The organism is Azospirillum sp. VT-I1 (assembly GCF_055698305.1).
In genome coordinates this window covers 626,371-645,627 of sequence record NZ_CP168802.1, presented here as the reverse complement: position 1 = coordinate 645,627, position 19,257 = coordinate 626,371, and the positions used below count along the sequence as shown (strand labels likewise).

Below are 19,257 nucleotides of genomic sequence, written 5' to 3'. Positions count from 1 at the left end.
CCGGTGGAACGCTTGCCTGCGTGCGTCCGGACTCCGCATCGGAGCCGCAGCACCTTTCGCAATGCGTCCGCCCCGATCCTCCCGCCCGAAAAGGCAGGATGCACGGATGACGCCAGCGCCTTCCCCCACAGGGGTTCCCCACCCCCGCCACACCCCCGCCGTCGCGGTGGAGGGGCTGAGTTGCCTGCTGGCCGGCCGCAAGGTCCTGTCGGATGTCGGCTTCACCGTTCCCGACGGGGCGATCCTCGGCATTCTCGGGCCCAACGGCTCGGGCAAGACGACGCTGCTGCGCTGCCTCGCCGGCCTGCAGGCGCCCTCGGCCGGGCGGATCCGCATCGACGGCGCCGATCCGCGCGCCCTGCGCCCGGCGGAGCTTGCCCGCCGTCTGGCGCTCCAGGCGCAGGATTCCGCCGCCGCACTCGGCTTCACCGTGCGCGATGTGGTGGGCATGGGGCGGCTGGTCCACCGCCGCTCCGTCTTCTCCGCAAGCGGGGCGGAGGATCGCGCCATCGTCGAGGATGCGCTGGCCCGGCTGGAGCTGGAGGCTTTGGCCGAACGCCCGGTCGAACAGCTGTCGGGCGGCGAGCGGCAGCGGGTGATGATCGCCCGCGCCCTGGCCCAGCGCCCGCGCATCCTGCTGCTGGACGAGCCGACCAACCATCTGGACATCCAGCACCGCTTCGCCGTCCTCGATCTGGTGCGCTCGCTGGGCATCACCGTGGTGATGACGCTGCACGACATCGAGCTGGCGGCGCGCTGGTGCGACCGCCTGCTGCTGCTGAAGGACGGCCGGCTGCAGGCCGACGCCGCCCCCGCAGAGGCGCTGACGGCGGAGCGGCTCACCGCCGTCTACCGGGTCGCCGCCGCCGTGGACCGCCGCCCGAGCGACGGCCGTCTGCGCATCGACCTGTCGCCGCTGACGAACCATCGACTGGATCCGGCATGATTTCGGCCCTTTTCCGCAAGCTTGTCCCCGGTGCCCTGCTGGCCGCCGGTTTTGCGCTGCCTTTCGCCCCCGCCCCTTTCGCCCCCGCCCATGCCCATGCCCATGCCCAGAGCTATCCGGTCGAGGTGCCGAACTGCTTCCAGACCGCCCGCTTCGACGCGCCTCCCAAGCGGCCGATGGTCCATGACGTCAACATGACGCAGACCATGCTCGATCTCGGGCTGGCCGACCGGCTGGTCGCGGTCTCCGGCATCGCCGGGGCCGAACGCCACCTGATCGCACCGCCTGGCGCGGTCGCCGCCCTGCCCCAACTGCCCGACCGCGCCCCGACGCTGGAAGCGGTGCTGACCGCCGACCCGGATTTCCTGTTCGCGGGCTGGAGCTATGGCTTCAACGAGGCCCGCGGACTCACCCCCGCCCGTCTCGCCGAGATGGGGGTCGCCACCTACACGCTGCGGGAAAGCTGCATCCGCATCGGCCCGCGCGAACCGATCAGCATGGACACGCTCTATGCCGACCTGCTAGCGCTGGGCCGGATCTTCGCCATCGCCGACCGGGCGGAGGCCATGGTCGCCGATTTCCGCCGCCGCGTCGCCGCGGTGACCCGGCTGACCGGCACCGCCGCCCGGCGACCGCGCGTGATGTACTGCGACGACTGCCACACCGACGCCGCCCCGCTGTCGGTGGGGCGCGAAGGCATGACCAGCCTGCTGATGGAGCTGGCCGGCGGCCGCAACATCTTCGACGACATCGCCAACAGCTATGTCCGGGTCAGCTGGGAGGAGATGGCGCGGCGCGACCCGCAATGGATCATCGTCAGTGACCACCGCGTCCCGGCCGAAGCCGCCATCCGCCACCTGCTGTCCGCCCCCCAGCTGGCCGACGTGGAGGCGGTGCGCAAGCGTCAGTTCATCGTCCTGACCTATGCCGAGCAGACCCCCTCGACGCGCAACGTCGATGCGCTGGAACGGATGGCCCGCACCCTGCACCCGGAGCTGTTCACGCCATGAGCCGCGCCCGCCCGCTGCGTCTGTGCCTGGTGCTGGCCGCCGCCCTGATCCTGTCGCTGTTCGCCGCGGTCGGCTTCGGCGCCGCCCGCATCCCCCTTCCCACCGTCTGGTCGGTCATCTCGCACGAGCTTTGGCCGGCAGCCTTTCCGGCGGACGGCTTCAGCCGGGCGGAACGCAACATCGTCTGGGAATTGCGGCTGCCGCGCGTTCTGCTGGGCGCGCTGGCCGGCGCCGGGCTGGCCGCAGTGGGTGCGGTGCTGCAGGTGGTGACGCGCAACCCGCTGGCCGACCCCTATCTGTTCGGCGTATCGGCCGGCGCCTCGGTCGGGGCGGTGAGCGTCATCCTGTTCGCCGGCGTGGTGGCCGGAACGCTGAGCCTGCCCGCCGCCGCCTTCCTCGGCGCGCTCGCCGCCATGCTGATCGTCTTCGCCGCCGCGCGCGGGCGCGACGGCAGCGTGACCAGCGAGCGGCTGGTGCTGACCGGCGTCGCGGTCGCCTTCATCCTGCACGCCGTCACCAACGCCCTGATCGTCGCGACGGCGGACCGCAGCGCCGACGCGGCGCTGTTCTGGATGATGGGCGGCTTCGGCACCGCGCGCTGGAGCGTCCTGCCCGCCCCCGCCCTGCTGACACTGTGCGGGCTCGGCTGGCTGTGGCTGCGGGCGGAGACGGTCAACACGCTGGCGCTCGGCGACGATGCGGCCCGCTCGCTCGGCACCGATCCGCAGCGGCTGCGGCTGGAGCTGTTCGTCGTCACCGCGCTGATGACCGGCGCGCTGGTGTCGGCCTGCGGCGGCATCGGCTTCGTCGGGCTGGTGCTGCCGCACATCGCGCGCATGCTGGTGGGCGGGCATCTGCGGATGCTGCTGCCGGTGGCGGCACTCGGCGGGGCCTTGCTGCTGCTGTGGGTGGATGTCGCCGCCCGCACCCTGTTCGCTCCGCGCGAGATCCCCGTCGGCGTGGCCACGGCCCTGGTCGGCGGCGCCTTCTTCCTGTGGCTGATGCGCCGCCGCGCGCCGGCCTGACGAAAGCCGGAAACCGATGACTCCCACCCTTCATTCGCCGTCGCGCGCCATCGTGCTCTACGGACGGGCCTCCTTCGACCATGGGCAGAACCTGAAGGCGCTGGCCGCGGCCCTGGCCGTCCTTCAGGCCGCGCGCGGCGTTCCCGCGACGGTGGCGACCGCCTATGCCGATCTGTCCGGCCCGGCCCTGCCCGCCGTGCTGGCGGAGCTGGAACGCGCCGGCATTGCGGACGCCCTGGTGATCCCCAGCATGGTGCCGGCCGACCCCAGCCTGTCGGCCTGGCTGCCGGGCGCGCTCAGCCATTGGACCGCCGCGCGCGAGGCGCGGATGACGGTTCGGCTGGCGCCTCCGGTAGAGAGCGCGTTGGACCTGCCGGCGGCCCTCGACCGCATCGCCGGTGGCCCGTCCGACAGCATGGACGATGTGCACGGCGTCGAGCCCAGCCTCGGCAAGCCCGGCTGGTCGGAGATGCCCGAGCATGGCCGGCAGCTGTTCTTCTGCACCGGCGCGCGCTGCCTGCATCGCGGCGCCGACGCGCTGTACCAGCATCTGCGCGCCGCGATGAAGCCCCACCGCGCGCTGAACGCCGGTCCCCGCCGGGTGATGTGCGCGCGGACCAGCTGCCTCTATCCCTGCAACCGCGGGCCCTTGCTGGTGATCCAGCCGGATGCGGTCTGGTATGGCGAACTGACGCCGGAGCGGATCGACCGCATCGTCGGCGAACATCTGCTGGCCGACAGCCCGGACGCCGCGGACATCCTTCACAGCAACCGGCCGGCGGAGGACGCCCCGATGGGCTGACGCCGCCGCCCCGCACCGCCCGGTGAAATCCGGGACGCCTTCTCACGACAACCGGACCCGACCACCCCCGCGAAGACCGCCTTCGCGGAACGCCTTTCCATGTCCTTTTCAAAGCCACCCAGGAGGATCATCGATGCCGCCCGCCCCTTCCCGCCCCAGCCGCCGCCCGGCCCCGCTGGCAACGCTGTTCCTGGTCGCCGCCGCCGTCGCGCCCACGGCCGCAAGTGCCGAGGAGGGCGACGCGCCGCTCACCCTGTCACCCGTCACCGTGACCGGGCGCTCGGCGGACGCGGCCCCCGCCGGTCTGGCGCTCGACCGGCCGAACAGCGGCGGCAGCCGGCTGGACCTGACCCCGCTGGAGACCCCGGCAAGCATCGAGGTGATCTCCGGCCGGACCGTCCGCGACCGCGGCCAGACCAGCGTGACGGAGGCCGTCACCCAGAACGCCACCGGCTTCACCACGCTGGCGGCACCCGGCAATGGCGGGTCGTCGCTGGCGACGCGCGGCTTCGCCGGCCATGGCTCGGTGATGCAGCTCTATGACGGCACGCGGCTCTATGTCGGGTCGGGGACCGTCACCTTCCCCTTCGACACATGGTCGACGGAGCGGATCGAGGTGCTGCGCGGCCCCGCCTCCGTCCTCTATGGCGAGGGGGCCATCGGCGGTGTCGTCAATGTGGTGCCCAAGCGCCCGACGACCGCGTTCCGCAACGAGGCGATGGCCGCCATCGGCACCGACGGCACCCGGCGCGCCGCCATCGGCAGCGGCGGTCCGGTCGGCGAGAAGCTGTCCTACCGGCTGGACGTCAGCGGCAACCGCTCCGACGGCTGGGTCGACCGCGGCGACAGCAAGTCGCTCGCCGTCTCCGGCGCCGTGAAGCTGCAGGCGACGCCTGACCTCGCCGTCACCCTGTCCAACGATTACGGCGACCAGCAGCCCCAGGAGTATTTCGGGACGCCGCTGATCGCCGGCAACCTCGACCGCGCGCTGCGGCATCGCAACTTCAACGTCGCCGACAGCGAGATCCGCTATCGCGACAACTGGACCCAGCTGAAGGCCGAATGGGCGGTGTCGGACGCGCTGACCCTGCGCAACACCGCCTATCACCTGACCAGCCACCGCCATTGGAAGGACGTGGAAAGCTACGCCTGGAACGCCGCCAGCCGGCGGGTGATGCGCGACAGCTACATCGAGATCTATCATGACCAGCGGCAGGTGGGCGACCGCTTCGACGCGACGTGGCGCGGCAGCCTCTTCGGCATGAAGAACGAGATGGTCGGCGGCTTCGACCTGAACCGGATCGAGTTCAAGCACACCAACAACGCGCCCTATGGCGGATCGAGCAGTGTCGATCCCTTCGACCCGGCACCCGGCCTGTTCCTCAACAGTGCCGGCACCACCCCGCGCAGCCGGTCGCGCACCCGCCAATATTCCCTGTTCGCCGAGGACCGTCTGTCGGTGACGCCGCAGCTGTCGCTGGTCGGCGGCATCCGCTACGACGCGCCGACGGTGGAGCGCTGGGATCTGGTGACGGGAACCAGCTACACCAAGGACTTCCGCGCCACCAGCTGGCGGACCGGCGCGGTGTACGAGGTGATGCCCGGCCTTGCCCTCTACGGCCAATACGCCACCGCGGTCGATCCGGTCGGGAACCTGATCTCGCTGTCGCCGACGCAGAAGGATTTCGACCTGTCCACCGGCCGGCAGGTGGAGATCGGCGTCAAGCAGTCCTTCCTGGAGGGGCGCGGCGAGTGGACGCTGGCCGCCTACCGCATCGTCAAGGATAAGCTGCTCACCACCGATCCCAACCGGCCGGGGGTGACGATGCAGGTCGGCCGGCAATCGTCGCGGGGGCTGGAGGCGTCGCTGTCGCTCGGCCTGTGGGAGGGCGTGCGGGTGGACGTCAACGGCGCGCTGCTGCGGGCAAGGTATGACGACTTCACCCAGTCCGTCTCGGGCCGCGCGGTGTCCTATGCCGGCAACGTGCCGACCGGCGTGCCGCAGCGCACCGCCAACGCCTGGGCGAGCTGGGCCTTCCTGCCGGATTGGGAGGTGCGCGCCGGCGTGCAGTATGTCGGCAAGACCTACGCCGACGCCGCTAACACCAGCGTCCGGCCCGCCTACACCGTGGTCAACGCCGGGCTGGACTACCGGCCGACCGCCGACACCAAGCTCAGCCTGCGCGCCTTCAACCTGTTCGACGAGGTCTATGCGGTGGCCGGCAGCGCGAACAGCTGGGTGCTGGGCCGCCCGCGCTCGGCCGAGCTGGCCTTCTCGATGAGCTTCTGACCTCGGGCGACCGCCGTCACTCCTCCGGGTTCAGCATCTCCGCCTTGCGGACGAGGTCGGCGACGGAGCGGACCTGCATCTTCCGCATCACCTTGCCGCGGTGGAGCTTCACCGTCACCTCGCTGATGCCGAGATCGCCGGCGATCTGCTTGTTCAGCCGGCCCTTGACCACCGCGGCCATCACCTCGCGCTCCCGCGGGGTCAGGGTCGCGGCCTGGGTCTCGACCGTCAGGGCGGCGGTCCGCTCCCGCCGCCGGGCGCGGTCGCGGAGGATGGCGGCCTCCACCGCGTCCAGCATGTCCTGGTCGCGGAAGGGCTTGATCAGGAAATCCGTCGCCCCCGCCTTCATCGCCCGCACCGACATAGGTACGTCGGCAAAACCGGTCATGAAGACGATGGGCAGCGCGATGCCCAGGCTTTCGAGCCTCGTCTGGAACTCCAGACCGCCCAGACCGGGAAGCCGTACGTCGAGGATCAGGCAGCCCGGCCGGTCGGGAACCGCCGCCGCCAGCAGTTCGGCCGTGCTGCCGAAGGCGCGGCTTTCAATGCCGACGGACCGCAACAGGTCGACCACCGCCTCCCTCATGCCGCCGTCGTCGTCCACGATGAGAACCAGCGGATCGTCCTTGGCTGATGACGGGGGCTGTTGCGGGGCGGAGGTCGGCGGCATGGCGGTCAGTCCTCTCGTGCCGAAGCCGGCGAAGCGATTTGCGATGGGATGGCCGGCGAAGGGGTGGATGGCGATTGATCGGATTGGGCGGGCAACGCCGCGGGAATGGTGAACTCGAACACCGCGCCGCCTTCAGCATGGTTGTGGACGCTCAGCGTGCCGCCGCAGGACTCGACGGTGGAGCGGCAGATGGAGAGCCCCATCCCCATGCCGTCCGGCCGGGTGGTGAAGAAGGGGTCGAACAGGCGGGCGCGGCTGCCCTCGTCGATGCCCCGGCCGCGGTCGCGCACGGACACCCGCACCTGCGCCATGCCCTGGATGTCCTCCGGGCTGTCGACGGTCACCGTCAGTTCGCGCCGGGGGCTGCCGGCCTCCGCCATGGCGTGCAGGCCGTTGGTGACGAGGTTGACCAGCACCTGCTGCAGCCCCACCCGGCTTCCCCGCACCGGCGGGACGCCCGCGGCGAAATCGGTGGACAGGACGGCACCGGCGGCCGACAGCTCGCGCTCCAGCAGCAGCGCCACTTCCTCCACCAGCCGGGGCAGGTCGATGGTCTCGTCGCAACGGGCGTCCTTGACCAGCATGCCGCGCGTCCGCTGCACGATGTCGGCGGCCCGCTTGCCGTCGCGGACCATCCGCTCCACCGCCCTGGCGGCGGTTTCGATGTCGGGCGGGTCGCGGCGCAGCCAGCGCAGACAGGTCTGCGCGTTCAGCACGATGGCGCCCAGCGGCTGGTTCAGCTCATGGGCGATCGAGGCGGACAGGGCGCCCAGCGTCGCGGCGCGCGCGGCGCGGGCGAGTTCGGCCTGGGCGGCCAGCAGCGCCTCCTGCGTGCGTTCGCGCTGGGTGATGTCAACGATGCCGACCACCACCTGATCGAAGCCGATCCCGTCGTCCGGGAAGCTGATGCCGAGCAGCACCGTCAGGGTGCGCCCGTCGGCGGCGATCAGCTGCGCCCGCCCCTCGTACCGGTCGCGCCCCTCCCAGAGCGCCAGGAGAACCTGCGGCATCGCCGGGTCGTCGGCGGGAAGAAAGCGTTCGAGCGGCCCCAGCACCTCCGCCCGGTCGGCGGCGCCCAGCAGTTCGAGGGTGGCGTCGTTGACGTTGGTGGTGACGACCAGCGCCCCCATCTCCCGCGCCCAGCCGGGATTGGCCTGCGCGTGGGCGGCAAGGTCGGTCACGCCGTCGGCCCGCAGGGCGTCGAGCGCCGCTGTCACGGCGGTAAAGTCCTGTTCCCACAGGGAAACGCGCGCCTGCTCGAACATGCTGCGGTAGCGTTTCTCGCTGCGCGCCAGCGCCCCGTTGGCCCGCACCAGCAGCGCCCGGGACTCATGGTCGCGCACCAGCAGCGCGCCGGTGATGAGGATGGCCGACAGCGACACGCCACAGCGCAGCACCGCCGACAGGTCCATGTCGTGCCAGTGGGACAGCAGGAAGGACAGCACCGCCAGCACGGCGCAGCCGGCGGCCACCCGCAGGATCCCACGCCGCGACAGCGCGGTGGCGGCCAGGAGGAGCACCAGGACATAGAGGACGGCGATGGCGCTCTCGATGTCGGTGAAGGTGTCGATTACGAACACCGCAAGCGCCAGCGGAATCGCAAGCACGCCGATCCGGCGCTCGTTCGGCCGACCGGCCGTATGCAAACTGCCCGGCACGGCGCCTGCTCCTCCGCTCGCTCCCATGCGCCCGCTTCCAACCCCCGCGCTGTGCCGTTGCGTTTCCGTCAGCCTAGCGGCGGGCTGCGCCCGCTTCTTGACGATTCTGCCGATGATTTGACGGATCTGAACCGGCCGCCGCCAGTCATACCTTGGTTTGCTTGGAAGACGCCCGGCAGCGGCATTACCATCCTGCCCCACAGGATTTTCCCCGACTGACACATCCGGCTGCAGGAGCCCGCCATGGTCGACGCCATCATCATCGGAGCCGGCCAGGCCGGACCGCCGCTTGCCCAGCGCCTCACCGCCGCCGGCATGACCGTGGCGGTCATCGAACGCAAGCTGTTCGGCGGCACCTGCGTCAACACCGGCTGCACCCCGACGAAGACGCTGATCGCCAGCGCCCGCGTGGCGCAGATGGCCCGGCGGGCGGCCGAATACGGCGTGACGCTGGACGGGCCGGTGCGCATCGACATGGCGAAGGTCAAGGCACGCAAGGACGCCGTCTCCGGCCGGTCGCGCCGGAATGTCGAAGCCTGGCTGCGCGGCATGCCCGGCTGCCGCGTCCTGCAGGGCCATGCCCGTTTCGAGTCCCCGAACAGCGTGCGCGTCGGCGATGAGCTGCTGACGGCGGAGCGCATCTTCCTCAATGTCGGCGCCCGCGCCGCGGTGCCGGACATGCCGGGCGTGCGCGATGTTGAGCTTCTCACAAGCGGCACGATCCTCGACCTCGACCATGTGCCGCGGCATCTGGTGGTGGTCGGCGGCAGCTACATCGGCCTGGAATTCGCCCAGATGTACCGCCGCTTCGGCGCCGAGGTGACGGTGGTGGAGAAGGGGGAGCGGCTGATATCGCGCGAGGACCCCGACGTTTCCGATGCGGTCATGGAGCTGCTGGAGAAGGAAGGCGTCAAGGTCCGCCTGTCGGCCGACTGCATCCGCTTCGCCCCCCATGCCGACGGCGTCGAGGTCGGGGTGAACTGCGCCTCCGGCGATCCGTCGGTGGTGGGAAGCCATGTGCTGCTGGCGGTCGGGCGCAGGCCCAACACCGACGATCTGGGGCTCGACCTGGCCGGCGTGGCGACGGATGCCCGCGGCTACGTCACCGTGGACGACAGGCTGCGCACCAGCGTGCCGAGCATCTGGGCGATGGGCGACTGCAACGGGCGCGGCGCCTTCACCCACACCGCCTACAATGATTTCGAGATCGTCGCGGCGAACCTGCTGGACGACGACCCGCGCAGCGTGGACGACCGCATCCAGGCCTATGCGCTCTACACCGACCCGCCGCTCGCCCGCGTCGGCATGACCGACGAGGCGGTGCGCCGCTCCGGCCGGCGGGCGCTGGTGGGCCAGCGGGCGATGACCCGGGTCGGGCGCGCGGTCGAGAAGGGCGAGGCGCAGGGCTTCATGCGGATCACCGTCGATGCCGACAGCAAGGAGATCCTGGGCGCCGCCATCCTCGGTCCCGGCGGCGACGAGGCGATCCACGGCGTCCTGGACATGATGTACGCCAAGGCGCCCTACACCGTCCTGCAGCGCGCCGTCCACATCCACCCCACCGTCGCCGAACTGCTGCCGACCCTGCTGGGGGAACTGAAGCCGCTGGACTAACGGCGTAGGCGCGCGCGGGTTTCGTTCAAAAATCCTGCTTCCATTCTTCAATAGCACCGCCGCGCAGTGCGGCACCCTCCCTGGACTTGTCCGCCCGCCGACCTTGCTTGCGGCGGTTCAGAGGAGGTGCAGCATGAAACCAAACCGATGGGCCCGAGGGGCGGTAGGCAGATGGTCGGCAGGCAGATGGGTGGCCGGCGGCGCCCTGGCGTGCCTAGTCGGCGCCGGCGTGTTCCTGGGCATCGCCCACCGGAGCGGTCTGCCCACCGTTCCCACGCCCAAGGCCGCCGACTTCCCGGCGGAGCTGGTGTCCCGCGGCGCCACGCTCGCCACCATCGGCGACTGCATCGTCTGCCACACCGCCGACGGGGGCGCCGCCTATGCCGGCGGCCGGGCCTTGGCGACGCCGTTCGGCACGCTCTATTCCACCAACATCACGCCGGACCCGGAGACCGGCATCGGCGGCTGGTCGAAGGAAGCCTTCAAGCGGGCCATGCGCGACGGGGTGTCGCGCGACGGCCACCATCTTTACCCGGCCCTGCCCTACGACCATTACCGCCGGGTGCATGACGGCGACCTGGATGCGATCTACGCCTTCCTGATGACCCGCCCGGCGGTCGCGGCGCCGGCCAAGGCGAACGACCTGCTCTTCCCGCTGGGCTTCCGCCCGCTGCTGGCCGGCTGGAAGCTGCTGTTCCTGCACCAGGAGGAGTTCACGCCGCGGCCGGACCGCGATGCGGAGTGGAACCGCGGCGCCTATCTGGCCGAGGGGCTGGGCCATTGCAGCAGCTGCCACAGCCCGCGCAACCTGGCCGGCGCCGAGAAGACGGGCGACGGCGCCTATTCCGGCGGCGTGGCAGAGGGATGGGTGGCGCCGGCGCTGAACGGCTCCAGCCCGGCCGCCGTGCCGTGGACGGCGGACAGCCTGTACACCTATCTGCGCACCGGCGTGGACGGCCGCCATGGTGCCGCCGCCGGGCCGATGGGTCCGGTGGTGCACGGTCTGTCCCGCGCGCCGGAAGCCGATGTGCGCGCCATCGCCAGATACATCGCCTCGCTGTCGGCAGACCGCGCCGGTGCCGCGGCGAACACGGCCGCTCCCCTTCCTCCCGACCGTGCCGATGAAGCGGCCAGGGCCAATCCCGCCGGTGCCACCCTGTTCGCCGGGGCCTGCGCCGGCTGCCACGAGGGCGGCGCGCCGATGATGACCCAGGGCCGTCCCGGCCTGTCGACGGTGACCGCCCTGCAGCTCGACCAGCCCGACAACGCGATCCGCACCATCCTGCAGGGCATCCATCCGCCCACCGGGCCGGCCGGCCCGACGATGCCGCCCTTCGCCGCCAGCCTGACCGACGCGCAGGTCGCCGACCTCGCCGCCTATCTGCGAACCCGCTTCAGCGACCGCCCGGCCTGGACCTCGCTGGAGGCGGCATCCGCCACGGTCCGCAAGGAGGAGTCCCAGCCATGACCGTCACCATCACCGTCAACGGCGCCGACCATGCGCTGGACATCGACCCGGCCACGCCGCTGCTCTATGTGCTGCGCGACGACCTGGAACTGAACGGGGCCAAGTACGGCTGCGGGCTCGGCCAATGCGGCGCCTGCACCGTCCATATCGACGGCAAGCCCGCCTTCTCCTGCCTGACGCCGGTCGGCGCCGTCGCCGGCCGCCGCATCCGCACGGTGGAGGGGTTGGGCAGCGCCGACGCCCCCGGCCTGCTGCAGCAGGCGTTCGAGAAGGAACAGGCGGCCCAGTGCGGCTACTGCATCGCCGGAATGCTGATGCGCGCCCAGGCCCTGCTGGACCGCAATCCCGATCCGGACGAGGCGCAGATCCGCGCCCACATGCAGACCAACCTCTGCCGTTGCGGCACCCACATGCGCATCCTGCGGGCGATCCGCCGCGCCGTCGCCATGCGCAAGGGCGTCCAGTCGGCGCAGGAGGTGCGGCCATGAGCCCCGTCCTGCCGCCCCTCTCCCGCCGCGGCTTCCTGACCGGCGGCGCCCTGGTGGTGTCCTTCGCCCTCGCGCCCAGGGCCTTCGCCCAGCTTGCCGGCGGCGGCGAGGGCGGCGCCGGCCCGGCCGTCGTGGCGCCCGACCTGAAGGGCAGCCTGAAATCCACCCCCTGGCTCGACGCCTGGATCCGCATCGACGCCGACGGCCGGGTCACCGTCTTCACCGGCAAGGTGGAGCTGGGCCAGGGCATCCGCACCGCGCTGACCCAGGTCGCGGCGGAGGAGCTGGACGTCCCGCCCGCCGCCGTCACCCTGGTCACCGCCGACACCGAACGCACGCCGGACGAGGGGCTGACTGCCGGCAGCCATTCGATGCAGGACAGCGGCACCGCGATCCAGAACGCCGCCGCCAATGTGCGCATGCTGCTGGCCGCCGAGGCGGCGCGGGGCTGGGGACTGCCGGCCGACCGGGTGACCACCGGCGGCGACGGCAGGCTGCGGGCGCCGGACGGCCGGTCCCTGCCCTATGGCGAGGTCGCGGCACGGCTGTCGCTGCATGTGCAGGCCGTTCCCGACGCGCCGCTGCGCCGGCCGTCGGACTACCGCACGCTGGGCCGGGCGCTGCCGCGGGTGGATATTCCGGCGAAGCTGACCGGCGGTGCCGCCTATCTGCACGACATGCGGCTGCCCGGCATGCTGCATGCCCGCGTCGTCCGCGGTCCGAGCGTCGGCACCAGCCTGCTGTCGCCCGACCTGGACGCCGTCGCCCGCATGCCGGGCGTGGTGAAGGTCGTCCGGCAGGGCGGTTTCCTGGCTGTGGTGGCGGAACGGCAATGGACGGCGATCCAGGCTCTGCGCCACCTGCAGCGGGCGGCCTATGCCCGCTCGCAATCGCCTTTGCCTGCCCCGCTGCCGGCTGACGGCACCGGCGACGCCGTCGCGGCGACACTGAAGGCGCTGCCGGCCCGCGACATCCCGATCATGGACACCGGCGAACCCGCGGGTCCGGCAGTACGCACCGTCAAGGCGCGCTACACCCGCCCCTGGATCAGCCATGGCTCCATCGGTCCGTCCTGCGCCATCGCGCAGTATGTGGACGGCACGATGACGGTCTGGACCCACAGCCAGGGCACCTTCGACGTGCATCGCGTGGTCGCCGAACTGCTCGGCCTGCCGCCGGAGAAGGTCCATGCCATCCATGCCGAGGGTGCCGGCTGCTACGGCCAGAACGGCGCCGACGACGTCGCGGCGGACGCGGCGGTCATCGCCAGGGCACTGCCCGGACGGCCGATCCGCCTGCAATGGATGCGCGAGCAGGAGTTCGGCTGGGAACCGCTCGGCCCCGGCATGATGACGGAGCTGGAGGCGTCGCTGGGCGCCGACAACCGCATCGTCTCGTGGCGCCATGCGGTCTGGAGCAACCCGCACAACAACCGGCCGGTCGGGGCCGGCGGCGTGCTGGCCGGCGGGGAGGCCGATCCGCCCTTTCCCGCCCCGGAAGGCAAGCCGATCCCGATGCCGGAAGGCGACGGCAGCCGCAACTCCAACCCGCTCTACAGCTTCGCCAACACCCATGTCGTCTATCATTTCCTGAAGGACATGCCGGCGCGCGTCTCCGCCCTGCGGTCGCTGGGCGCGCATCTGAACGTCTTTTCCATCGAAAGCATGCTGGACGAGCTGGCGGCCGGGGCCGGCATCGACCCGCTGGCGATCCGCCTCGACCATATGAAGGACGAGCGGGCGCGCGACGTGATGCAGGCGGCGGCCGACCGCTTCGGCTGGCGGGAAAGACCGAAAGGCGACGGCCGGCGCGGCTGCGGCATGGCCTTCGCCCGCTACAAGAATCTGGGTGCCTATTGCGCGGTGGCGATGGAGGTGGAGATCGACCGCGAGACCGGACGGACGCTGGTCCGCCGCGCCGTCGCCGCGGTCGATTGCGGCCAGCCCGCCAACCCCGACGGCGTGCGCAACCAGATCGAGGGCGGGCTGGTGCAGTCGCTGAGCTGGACCGGGCATGAGGCGGTGCGCTTCGCCGCCGACCGCCGCGCCAGCTTCGACTGGAGCAGCTACCCGATCCTGCGCTTCGACAGCGTGCCGGGCTCGGTCGAGGTGGTGGTGATGGACCGCCCCGGCGCGCCCTTCCTCGGCACCGCCGAAGCGGCGCAGGGTCCATCCGCCGCCGCCCTGGCCAACGCCATCGCCGACGCCACCGGCGTGCGCCTGCGCGACATGCCGCTCGGCCCCGAACGGCTCAAGGCCGCGCTCGGTCCCATTTGATCGGGCGTTATACGAAGGAAAAAGCCATGAAGACCTTGCGTGTGAGGATCGTCGGCGGTTCCGTCGGCGGCCTGTTCGCCGCCGCCCTGCTGCGGCAGGAGGGGCACGACGTCCGCCTCTATGAACGCTCCGGCGGCGGGCTCGCCGGCCGCGGCGCCGGGCTGGTCGGACAGCGCGAGCTGTTCGCCCTGCTGCGCGCCGTGGGATGCGAGCATGTGGCCCATGTCGGCGTCGTCGCCCACGAGCGCATCTTCCTCGACCGCGCCGGCGAAATCCGCCACCGGCAGGCAACGCCGCAGATGCAGATCTCCTGGGACCATCTGTATGCCACGATGCGCAGCAAGGTGCCGGACGAGTCCTATGCGCTCGGCCGCACCGTCCTGGGGGTGGAGCAGGATGACACGTCCGCCGGCCTGCGCTTCGACGACGGCAGCCGGGAGGACGCCGATCTGGTCATCGGCGCCGACGGTCTGGGCTCCATCGTCCGCTGCGCCGTTGTGGGCAAGCAGTCCGCCAACGGCTACGCCGGCTATGTCGCTTGGCGCGGGCTGGTGCCGGAACGCGCCCTGCCGGCCGAATCCGCCATCCTGCTGGACCGCTTCGCCTTCTACGACATGCCGCGGTCCCATACGCTGGGCTATCTGGTGACCGGCCCGGCTGCGGAAATGGAGGTCGGGGCGAGGCGCTACAACTGGGTCTGGTACCGACGGGTGGAGGCGGCCGATCTGCCGGCAGTGCTGACGGATGCGGACGGTCGCCGCCATCCCTTCTCGCTGGCGCCGGGCCAGGTGCCGCAGGCGGCCGCCGACCGGCTGCGACGGGACGCGGCGGAACTGCTGCCGCCCCCCTTCGCGGCGGCGGTCGCGGCGGAGCCCCGCCCCTTCCTGCAGGCCATCTTCGATTACGAGGCGCCGGCCATGGCGAAGGGCCGGGTGGCCCTGCTGGGGGACGCCGCCTTCGTCGTGCGCCCACACACTGCCATGGGCGTGGCCAAAGCGGCGGGCGACGCCATGGCGCTTGTACGGCAGCTGTCGGCCCACGGCGAGGTGGAGGCCGCCCTGCAGGCCTATCACGAGGAACGCCACCCCGCCGGCGCCGCCATCGCCGCCTATGGGCGCCGCCTGGGCGCTATGATGGAGTGAACACCATACCAAGGGATGGCGGCCGTAAGGCCATGGCTGGGGGCGGACGAACCGAGCGTCCGATTCAGCGGCGCCCCACCCGATCCAGATTCCTTGCATACCGTTCCATGCAGGAGTCACCCGATGCTTCAGCCCGCCAGCCTGCCCGACCGGGATTCCATTGCCGACGACCGGACGATCGCCACGCTGGTGACCCGCGCGCTCGCGGTGCTGGACCATGACCCGGACGGCGCGCGGCTCTGCCTGGACAGGCTCGCCTCCCTGCTCCCGGACCGGCGCGACCGAGTGGACGGGGCCATGGCGAAAAGGCTGCCCGGCGGCGGTCTGGCCGCGTGGCAGCTCCGGCAGGTGACCGGGCATATCGAGGCCAACATCGCGTTGCCGATCAAGGTGGAGACGCTGGCCGCACTCGCCGGGCTCAGCAGCGGACGCTTCACCGACGCTTTCAAGGCCAGCACCGGCGAGACGCCCCACTCCTACATCATCGGGCGGCGGATACGCTTGGCCCAGCGCCTGATGCTGGAAACCGACGAGCCGCTCTGCCAGATCGCCTTCGCCTGCGGATTTTCCGATCAGGCCCACCTGACGCGCCTGTTCGGCCGGACGGTCGGCCAGACACCGCTGCGTTGGCGCAAGGCAGAGCGGCGTTTGCGCGGCAACAATCCTCCTTGACCGCCGGGCTGGCCCGTCTATTTTAGATCACATGATCTAAAACAAGGATCGAAAGGCGGGACCAATGCCGCGGCCACGGAAATTCGATGAGACGGCGGTACTGGACGCAGCCGTGGATCGCTTCTGGACCCAGGGCTACGAAGCCACCTCCACCCGTGAGCTGGCGGAAAGCATGCAGATGACGCTCGCCAGCATCCACAATGCGTTCGGCGACAAGCAGGCCCTGTTCCGTCGCGCCTTGGAGCATTACCTGAACGGGTCTCTGCGGTCACGCATCGCCCGGCACGAGTCCGCGGCAAACCCGGCAGCCGCCATCGCCGGCTTCCTGCGGGAGAGCATCGAGCGATCGCTCGGCGACGGGTGCCGACGCGGCTGCCTGCTGGTCAATTCCGCCCTGGAAGTCACGCCGGAAAATTCGCACATGCGCGAATTCCTGAATGCGGAACTCACGACCATCGAGGACTTCTTCCGCCGCTGCATCGTCAAGGGGCGGCAAAGCGGCCAGATCGGCGCCGGCATCGATGCCGACGATGCAGCCCGCCTGCTTTTCTCCTGCCTTCTGGGCATTCGGGTCCTGGCCCGCATCCGCCCGGAACGCAGCCTGCTGGAAGGGGCGGCGCGTGCCGCGCTGGCCAGCCTGGGTTTGCCGGAGATGCCGGACTCCTGACCGCCGCGCACCCGTCGTCTCCTTCCCCATTTCTCCCGGTCAACCGGGCGGGCCGCAGTTGCGGCGCCGTCAACAGGGACTCACGACCATGAGCACGGTATCCGCAACCGCCATTGAGGAGCGCCCGAAAGAGCGCTTGGATCGGACTGCCTGGATGGCCACTCTCGCCGGCATGGCGGGAAGCCTCGTCGCCATCGGACTGGCGCGCTTCGCCTATACGCCCCTGGTGCCGTCGTTGATCGGAGCCCATTGGTTTTCCGCCGCCGATGCGGTGACGCTGGGGGCGGCGAACTTCGCCGGCTATCTGGCGGGCGCCCTGCTCGGCCGGCCGCTGGCCGGGCTGCTGCCGAACCGCGCACTGCTGAGGCTGCTGATGCTGGCGACCTCGCTCGCCTTCATCGCCTGCGCCTATCCTCTGTCGCTCGGATGGTTCTTCGGGTGGCGCTTCGTCTCCGGACTGGCCGGCGGCGCCATCATGGTTCTGGTCGCGACCAGCATCCTGCCCCATATCCCGGCTTCACGGCGCGGCTTCGTCAGCGGCATGATCTTCTTGGGCATCGGGCTGGGGATCGCGGCGTCGGGTACCGCCGTTCCGGCGCTGATGCGGCTGGGGCTGCAAGAAGCATGGCTGGGGCTCGGGGGGCTGTCGCTTCTGCTGACCGCCCTGTCCTGGTTCGGATGGCCGCCCTCGGTCCCGCCGCAGGGCGTTGCCACACCGCCGGTGGCGCACGCACCGAGGCATGAGGGTGGCATCCTGCGCACGCTCTACGGCGAGTACGCGCTCAACGCGCTGGGGCTGGTGCCGGTGATGTTGCTGCTGGTCGATTATGTCGCCCGCGGCCTGCATCAAGGTGCGGAGGTCGGCGCCCTCTATTGGGTGCTCTACGGCTTGGCATCGGTGGCCGGCCCCGTCGCCGCCGGTTCGATGGCCGACCGCATCGGCTATGCCGCGGCCTATCGCATCGCCCTGCTTCTGCAGGCCGCTGCCGTGGCCGTCCTGGCGATCAGCGGACATCCGCTGGTGGTGGGAATTGCAACGGTGATCGTCGGCGCCCTGACACCGGGTGTGGTTCCTCTGGTATTGGGCCGCATTCACGAACTTCTGCCGTACAGCCAGACGGAACAGCGCGCGGCCTGGAGCCGGGCCACCACCGCTTTCGCCCTGTTCCAGGCGCTGGGTGGTTATGGCTATTCCTATCTGTTCTCCCACAGCGGGGAAAGCTATGCCGCGGTCTTCCTGTGCGGCACTGTCGCCCTGACCATCGCGTTGGGTGCCGACATCCTCGTCAACGCCCGCCGCCATCCAAGGCATGGCGCCTGATCGAGGGCTTCCGTGCGGTGCCGGCAGGCTCAGGCATTCGACGCCCCCGCCATCAGGCAGAGTGCCGGAGCCTTCGGCATCGCATCGGCGGCGGCGTTGCGCTGCCGCCAGGCGCGGGGGGAGACGCCGACGAGGCGGCTGAAGGTGCGGGTGAAATGGCTCTGGTCGGCGAAGCCGCAGGCCAGCGCCACGTCGGCCAGCGTGTGCGATCCTTCGCGCATCAGCGTCTTGGCATGGTCGATCCGCCGCTGCAGCAGCCATTGATAGGGGGTGGTGTTGGCGGTGCGCCGGAAGGCGCGGACGAAATGGCCGACCGACAGCCGGCATTCGGCGGCAAGGTCGGCCAGCCGGATTTCCCCGTCAAGGTTGGCGGCGATCATCTCCTTCACCCGCCTTTCCTGCCAGGGCGCCAGCGTTCCGCCGCTCCTCACTTCATTCGTGCGGCCATAGGCGGTGACCAGATGGGTTGCCAGCGCCGAGCAGAGATGGTCGTGGAACAGCAGACTGACCTGCTCCGGGAAGGCCAGCGCCGGCAGCATGGCGGAGGCCAGCGCCGTGATCGTCGGATCCTTCACCGGTCGGCTGGGCTCGATCGCCAGATCCTCCAGCCGGCTGCCGCGGACATCCGGGCAGACGCTTTCCAGCAGCGAGAGGGGAAGATGGAAGGTCAGCGTGTCGAAGGCCGAATGCATGTGGCAGTCGATGCTGCGTCGGTAATCATGGATGGTGGTCAGCCCCGCGATGTTGCCGGGCTTTTCGACCGGCACGCCGTCGACCCAGACGTCGGACCGGAAGTTCGACAGGTGATGGCTGACCAGGAAGGCGTCCTCCGGGTCCGGGCTGCGGAAGCGGCCGATGCCGCCGCTCTGGCAACGGACCCGCGCGACCCCCACCGTTCCACGGGGCGACCGCAGGACCAGCACCTCGGGCTTTTCCGGCATCGGGACGTAGCTCAGATGGAGATTGCTCTGAAAGGCCGTGGCCATGGGTGTCTCCGTGGGCTTGCGTGCAGGCTGCCGCTTCCGTCATCCGGAAGGCCGGCGGGTGAGCCATGCCGGAACGGACGTTTGTCCGCCCGACTTGCCTGCACACAGGGTAGGCGCGGCGGCATGCCGCACACCACTAGACACAGATAAACCGCGGCAGTGTTTAGGTAGAACGCCCCTAGACCTTGGTTTAGGTTCTTACCCGTCGACTTAAACCGTCCG

General features: G+C 70.7%; 16 protein-coding genes. 13 read left to right on the top strand and 3 right to left on the bottom strand.

All coding sequences use genetic code 11. From position 1 onward, the window contains the following. The first annotated feature begins 106 nt into the window (after positions 1–106). The 5 genes from AB8P05_RS16870 (at position 107) to AB8P05_RS16850 (ending at position 6,073) form a co-directional block, all read left to right on the top strand. Entirely contained in the window at positions 107–946 is an 840-nt protein-coding gene (locus AB8P05_RS16870; RefSeq protein WP_472759437.1) for an ABC transporter ATP-binding protein, read from the top strand. Continuing rightward, positions 943–1,956 (top strand): ABC transporter substrate-binding protein, encoded by a 1,014-nt coding sequence (locus AB8P05_RS16865; RefSeq protein ID WP_472759436.1) that lies wholly within the window; start codon positions 943–945, stop codon positions 1,954–1,956. Before AB8P05_RS16870 ends, AB8P05_RS16865 begins: the two co-directional genes overlap by 4 nt. Next, on the top strand, positions 1,953–2,981 hold the full coding sequence (locus AB8P05_RS16860; RefSeq protein WP_472759435.1) for a FecCD family ABC transporter permease: 1,029 nt from the start codon (positions 1,953–1,955) through the stop codon (positions 2,979–2,981). Before AB8P05_RS16865 ends, AB8P05_RS16860 begins: the two co-directional genes overlap by 4 nt. Positions 2,982–2,997: 16 nt before the next feature. Then, a complete protein-coding gene (locus tag AB8P05_RS16855; RefSeq protein ID WP_472759434.1) occupies positions 2,998–3,783 on the top strand; it encodes a (2Fe-2S) ferredoxin domain-containing protein in 786 nt (261 codons plus the stop codon). A gap of 133 nt (positions 3,784–3,916) precedes the next feature. Beyond that, positions 3,917–6,073, top strand: coding sequence for a TonB-dependent receptor (locus AB8P05_RS16850; RefSeq protein ID WP_472759433.1), 2,157 nt, complete (start codon positions 3,917–3,919; stop codon positions 6,071–6,073). A gap of 16 nt (positions 6,074–6,089) precedes the next feature. On the opposite strand, the gene AB8P05_RS16845 is transcribed toward AB8P05_RS16850, so the two are convergent. Continuing rightward, positions 6,090–6,743, bottom strand: coding sequence for a response regulator transcription factor (locus AB8P05_RS16845; RefSeq protein WP_472759432.1), 654 nt, complete (start codon positions 6,741–6,743; stop codon positions 6,090–6,092). Between the two features lie 5 nt (positions 6,744–6,748). After that, positions 6,749–8,401: a sensor histidine kinase gene (locus AB8P05_RS16840; RefSeq protein ID WP_472759431.1), complete on the bottom strand. Its 1,653-nt coding sequence runs from the start codon at positions 8,399–8,401 to the stop codon at positions 6,749–6,751. A gap of 243 nt (positions 8,402–8,644) precedes the next feature. Between AB8P05_RS16840 and AB8P05_RS16835 the strand changes: the two genes are divergently transcribed. From AB8P05_RS16835 to AB8P05_RS16800, 8 genes are all read left to right on the top strand, one after another. Then, entirely contained in the window at positions 8,645–10,015 is a 1,371-nt protein-coding gene (locus AB8P05_RS16835) for an FAD-containing oxidoreductase (protein ID WP_472759430.1), read from the top strand. 133 nt (positions 10,016–10,148) lie between these two features. Next, positions 10,149–11,483: a c-type cytochrome gene (locus AB8P05_RS16830; RefSeq protein WP_472759429.1), complete on the top strand. Its 1,335-nt coding sequence runs from the start codon at positions 10,149–10,151 to the stop codon at positions 11,481–11,483. After that, positions 11,480–11,971 carry a (2Fe-2S)-binding protein gene (locus AB8P05_RS16825; RefSeq protein ID WP_472759428.1) on the top strand — a complete coding sequence of 164 codons (492 nt, stop codon included), beginning with the start codon at positions 11,480–11,482 and terminating at the stop codon, positions 11,969–11,971. Before AB8P05_RS16830 ends, AB8P05_RS16825 begins: the two co-directional genes overlap by 4 nt. After that, positions 11,968–14,247: a xanthine dehydrogenase family protein molybdopterin-binding subunit gene (locus AB8P05_RS16820; protein WP_472759427.1), complete on the top strand. Its 2,280-nt coding sequence runs from the start codon at positions 11,968–11,970 to the stop codon at positions 14,245–14,247. The genes AB8P05_RS16825 and AB8P05_RS16820 overlap by 4 nt, the downstream gene beginning before the upstream one ends. A gap of 26 nt (positions 14,248–14,273) precedes the next feature. Further along, positions 14,274–15,389, top strand: coding sequence for an FAD binding domain-containing protein (locus tag AB8P05_RS16815; protein WP_472759426.1), 1,116 nt, complete (start codon positions 14,274–14,276; stop codon positions 15,387–15,389). A 123-nt stretch (positions 15,390–15,512) separates the two neighbouring features. Next, entirely contained in the window at positions 15,513–16,061 is a 549-nt protein-coding gene (locus tag AB8P05_RS16810; RefSeq protein ID WP_472759425.1) for a helix-turn-helix domain-containing protein, read from the top strand. Between the two features lie 112 nt (positions 16,062–16,173). Beyond that, complete coding sequence (locus AB8P05_RS16805; RefSeq protein WP_472759424.1) at positions 16,174–16,728, top strand: TetR/AcrR family transcriptional regulator; 555 nt, start codon at positions 16,174–16,176, stop codon at positions 16,726–16,728. A gap of 88 nt (positions 16,729–16,816) precedes the next feature. Then, complete coding sequence (locus AB8P05_RS16800) at positions 16,817–18,049, top strand: YbfB/YjiJ family MFS transporter (RefSeq protein WP_472759423.1); 1,233 nt, start codon at positions 16,817–16,819, stop codon at positions 18,047–18,049. A 29-nt stretch (positions 18,050–18,078) separates the two neighbouring features. Here AB8P05_RS16800 and AB8P05_RS16795 read toward each other — a convergent pair whose 3' ends face one another. Then, positions 18,079–19,035, bottom strand: coding sequence for a helix-turn-helix domain-containing protein (locus AB8P05_RS16795; protein ID WP_472759422.1), 957 nt, complete (start codon positions 19,033–19,035; stop codon positions 18,079–18,081). Between the last annotated feature and the right edge of the window lie 222 nt (positions 19,036–19,257).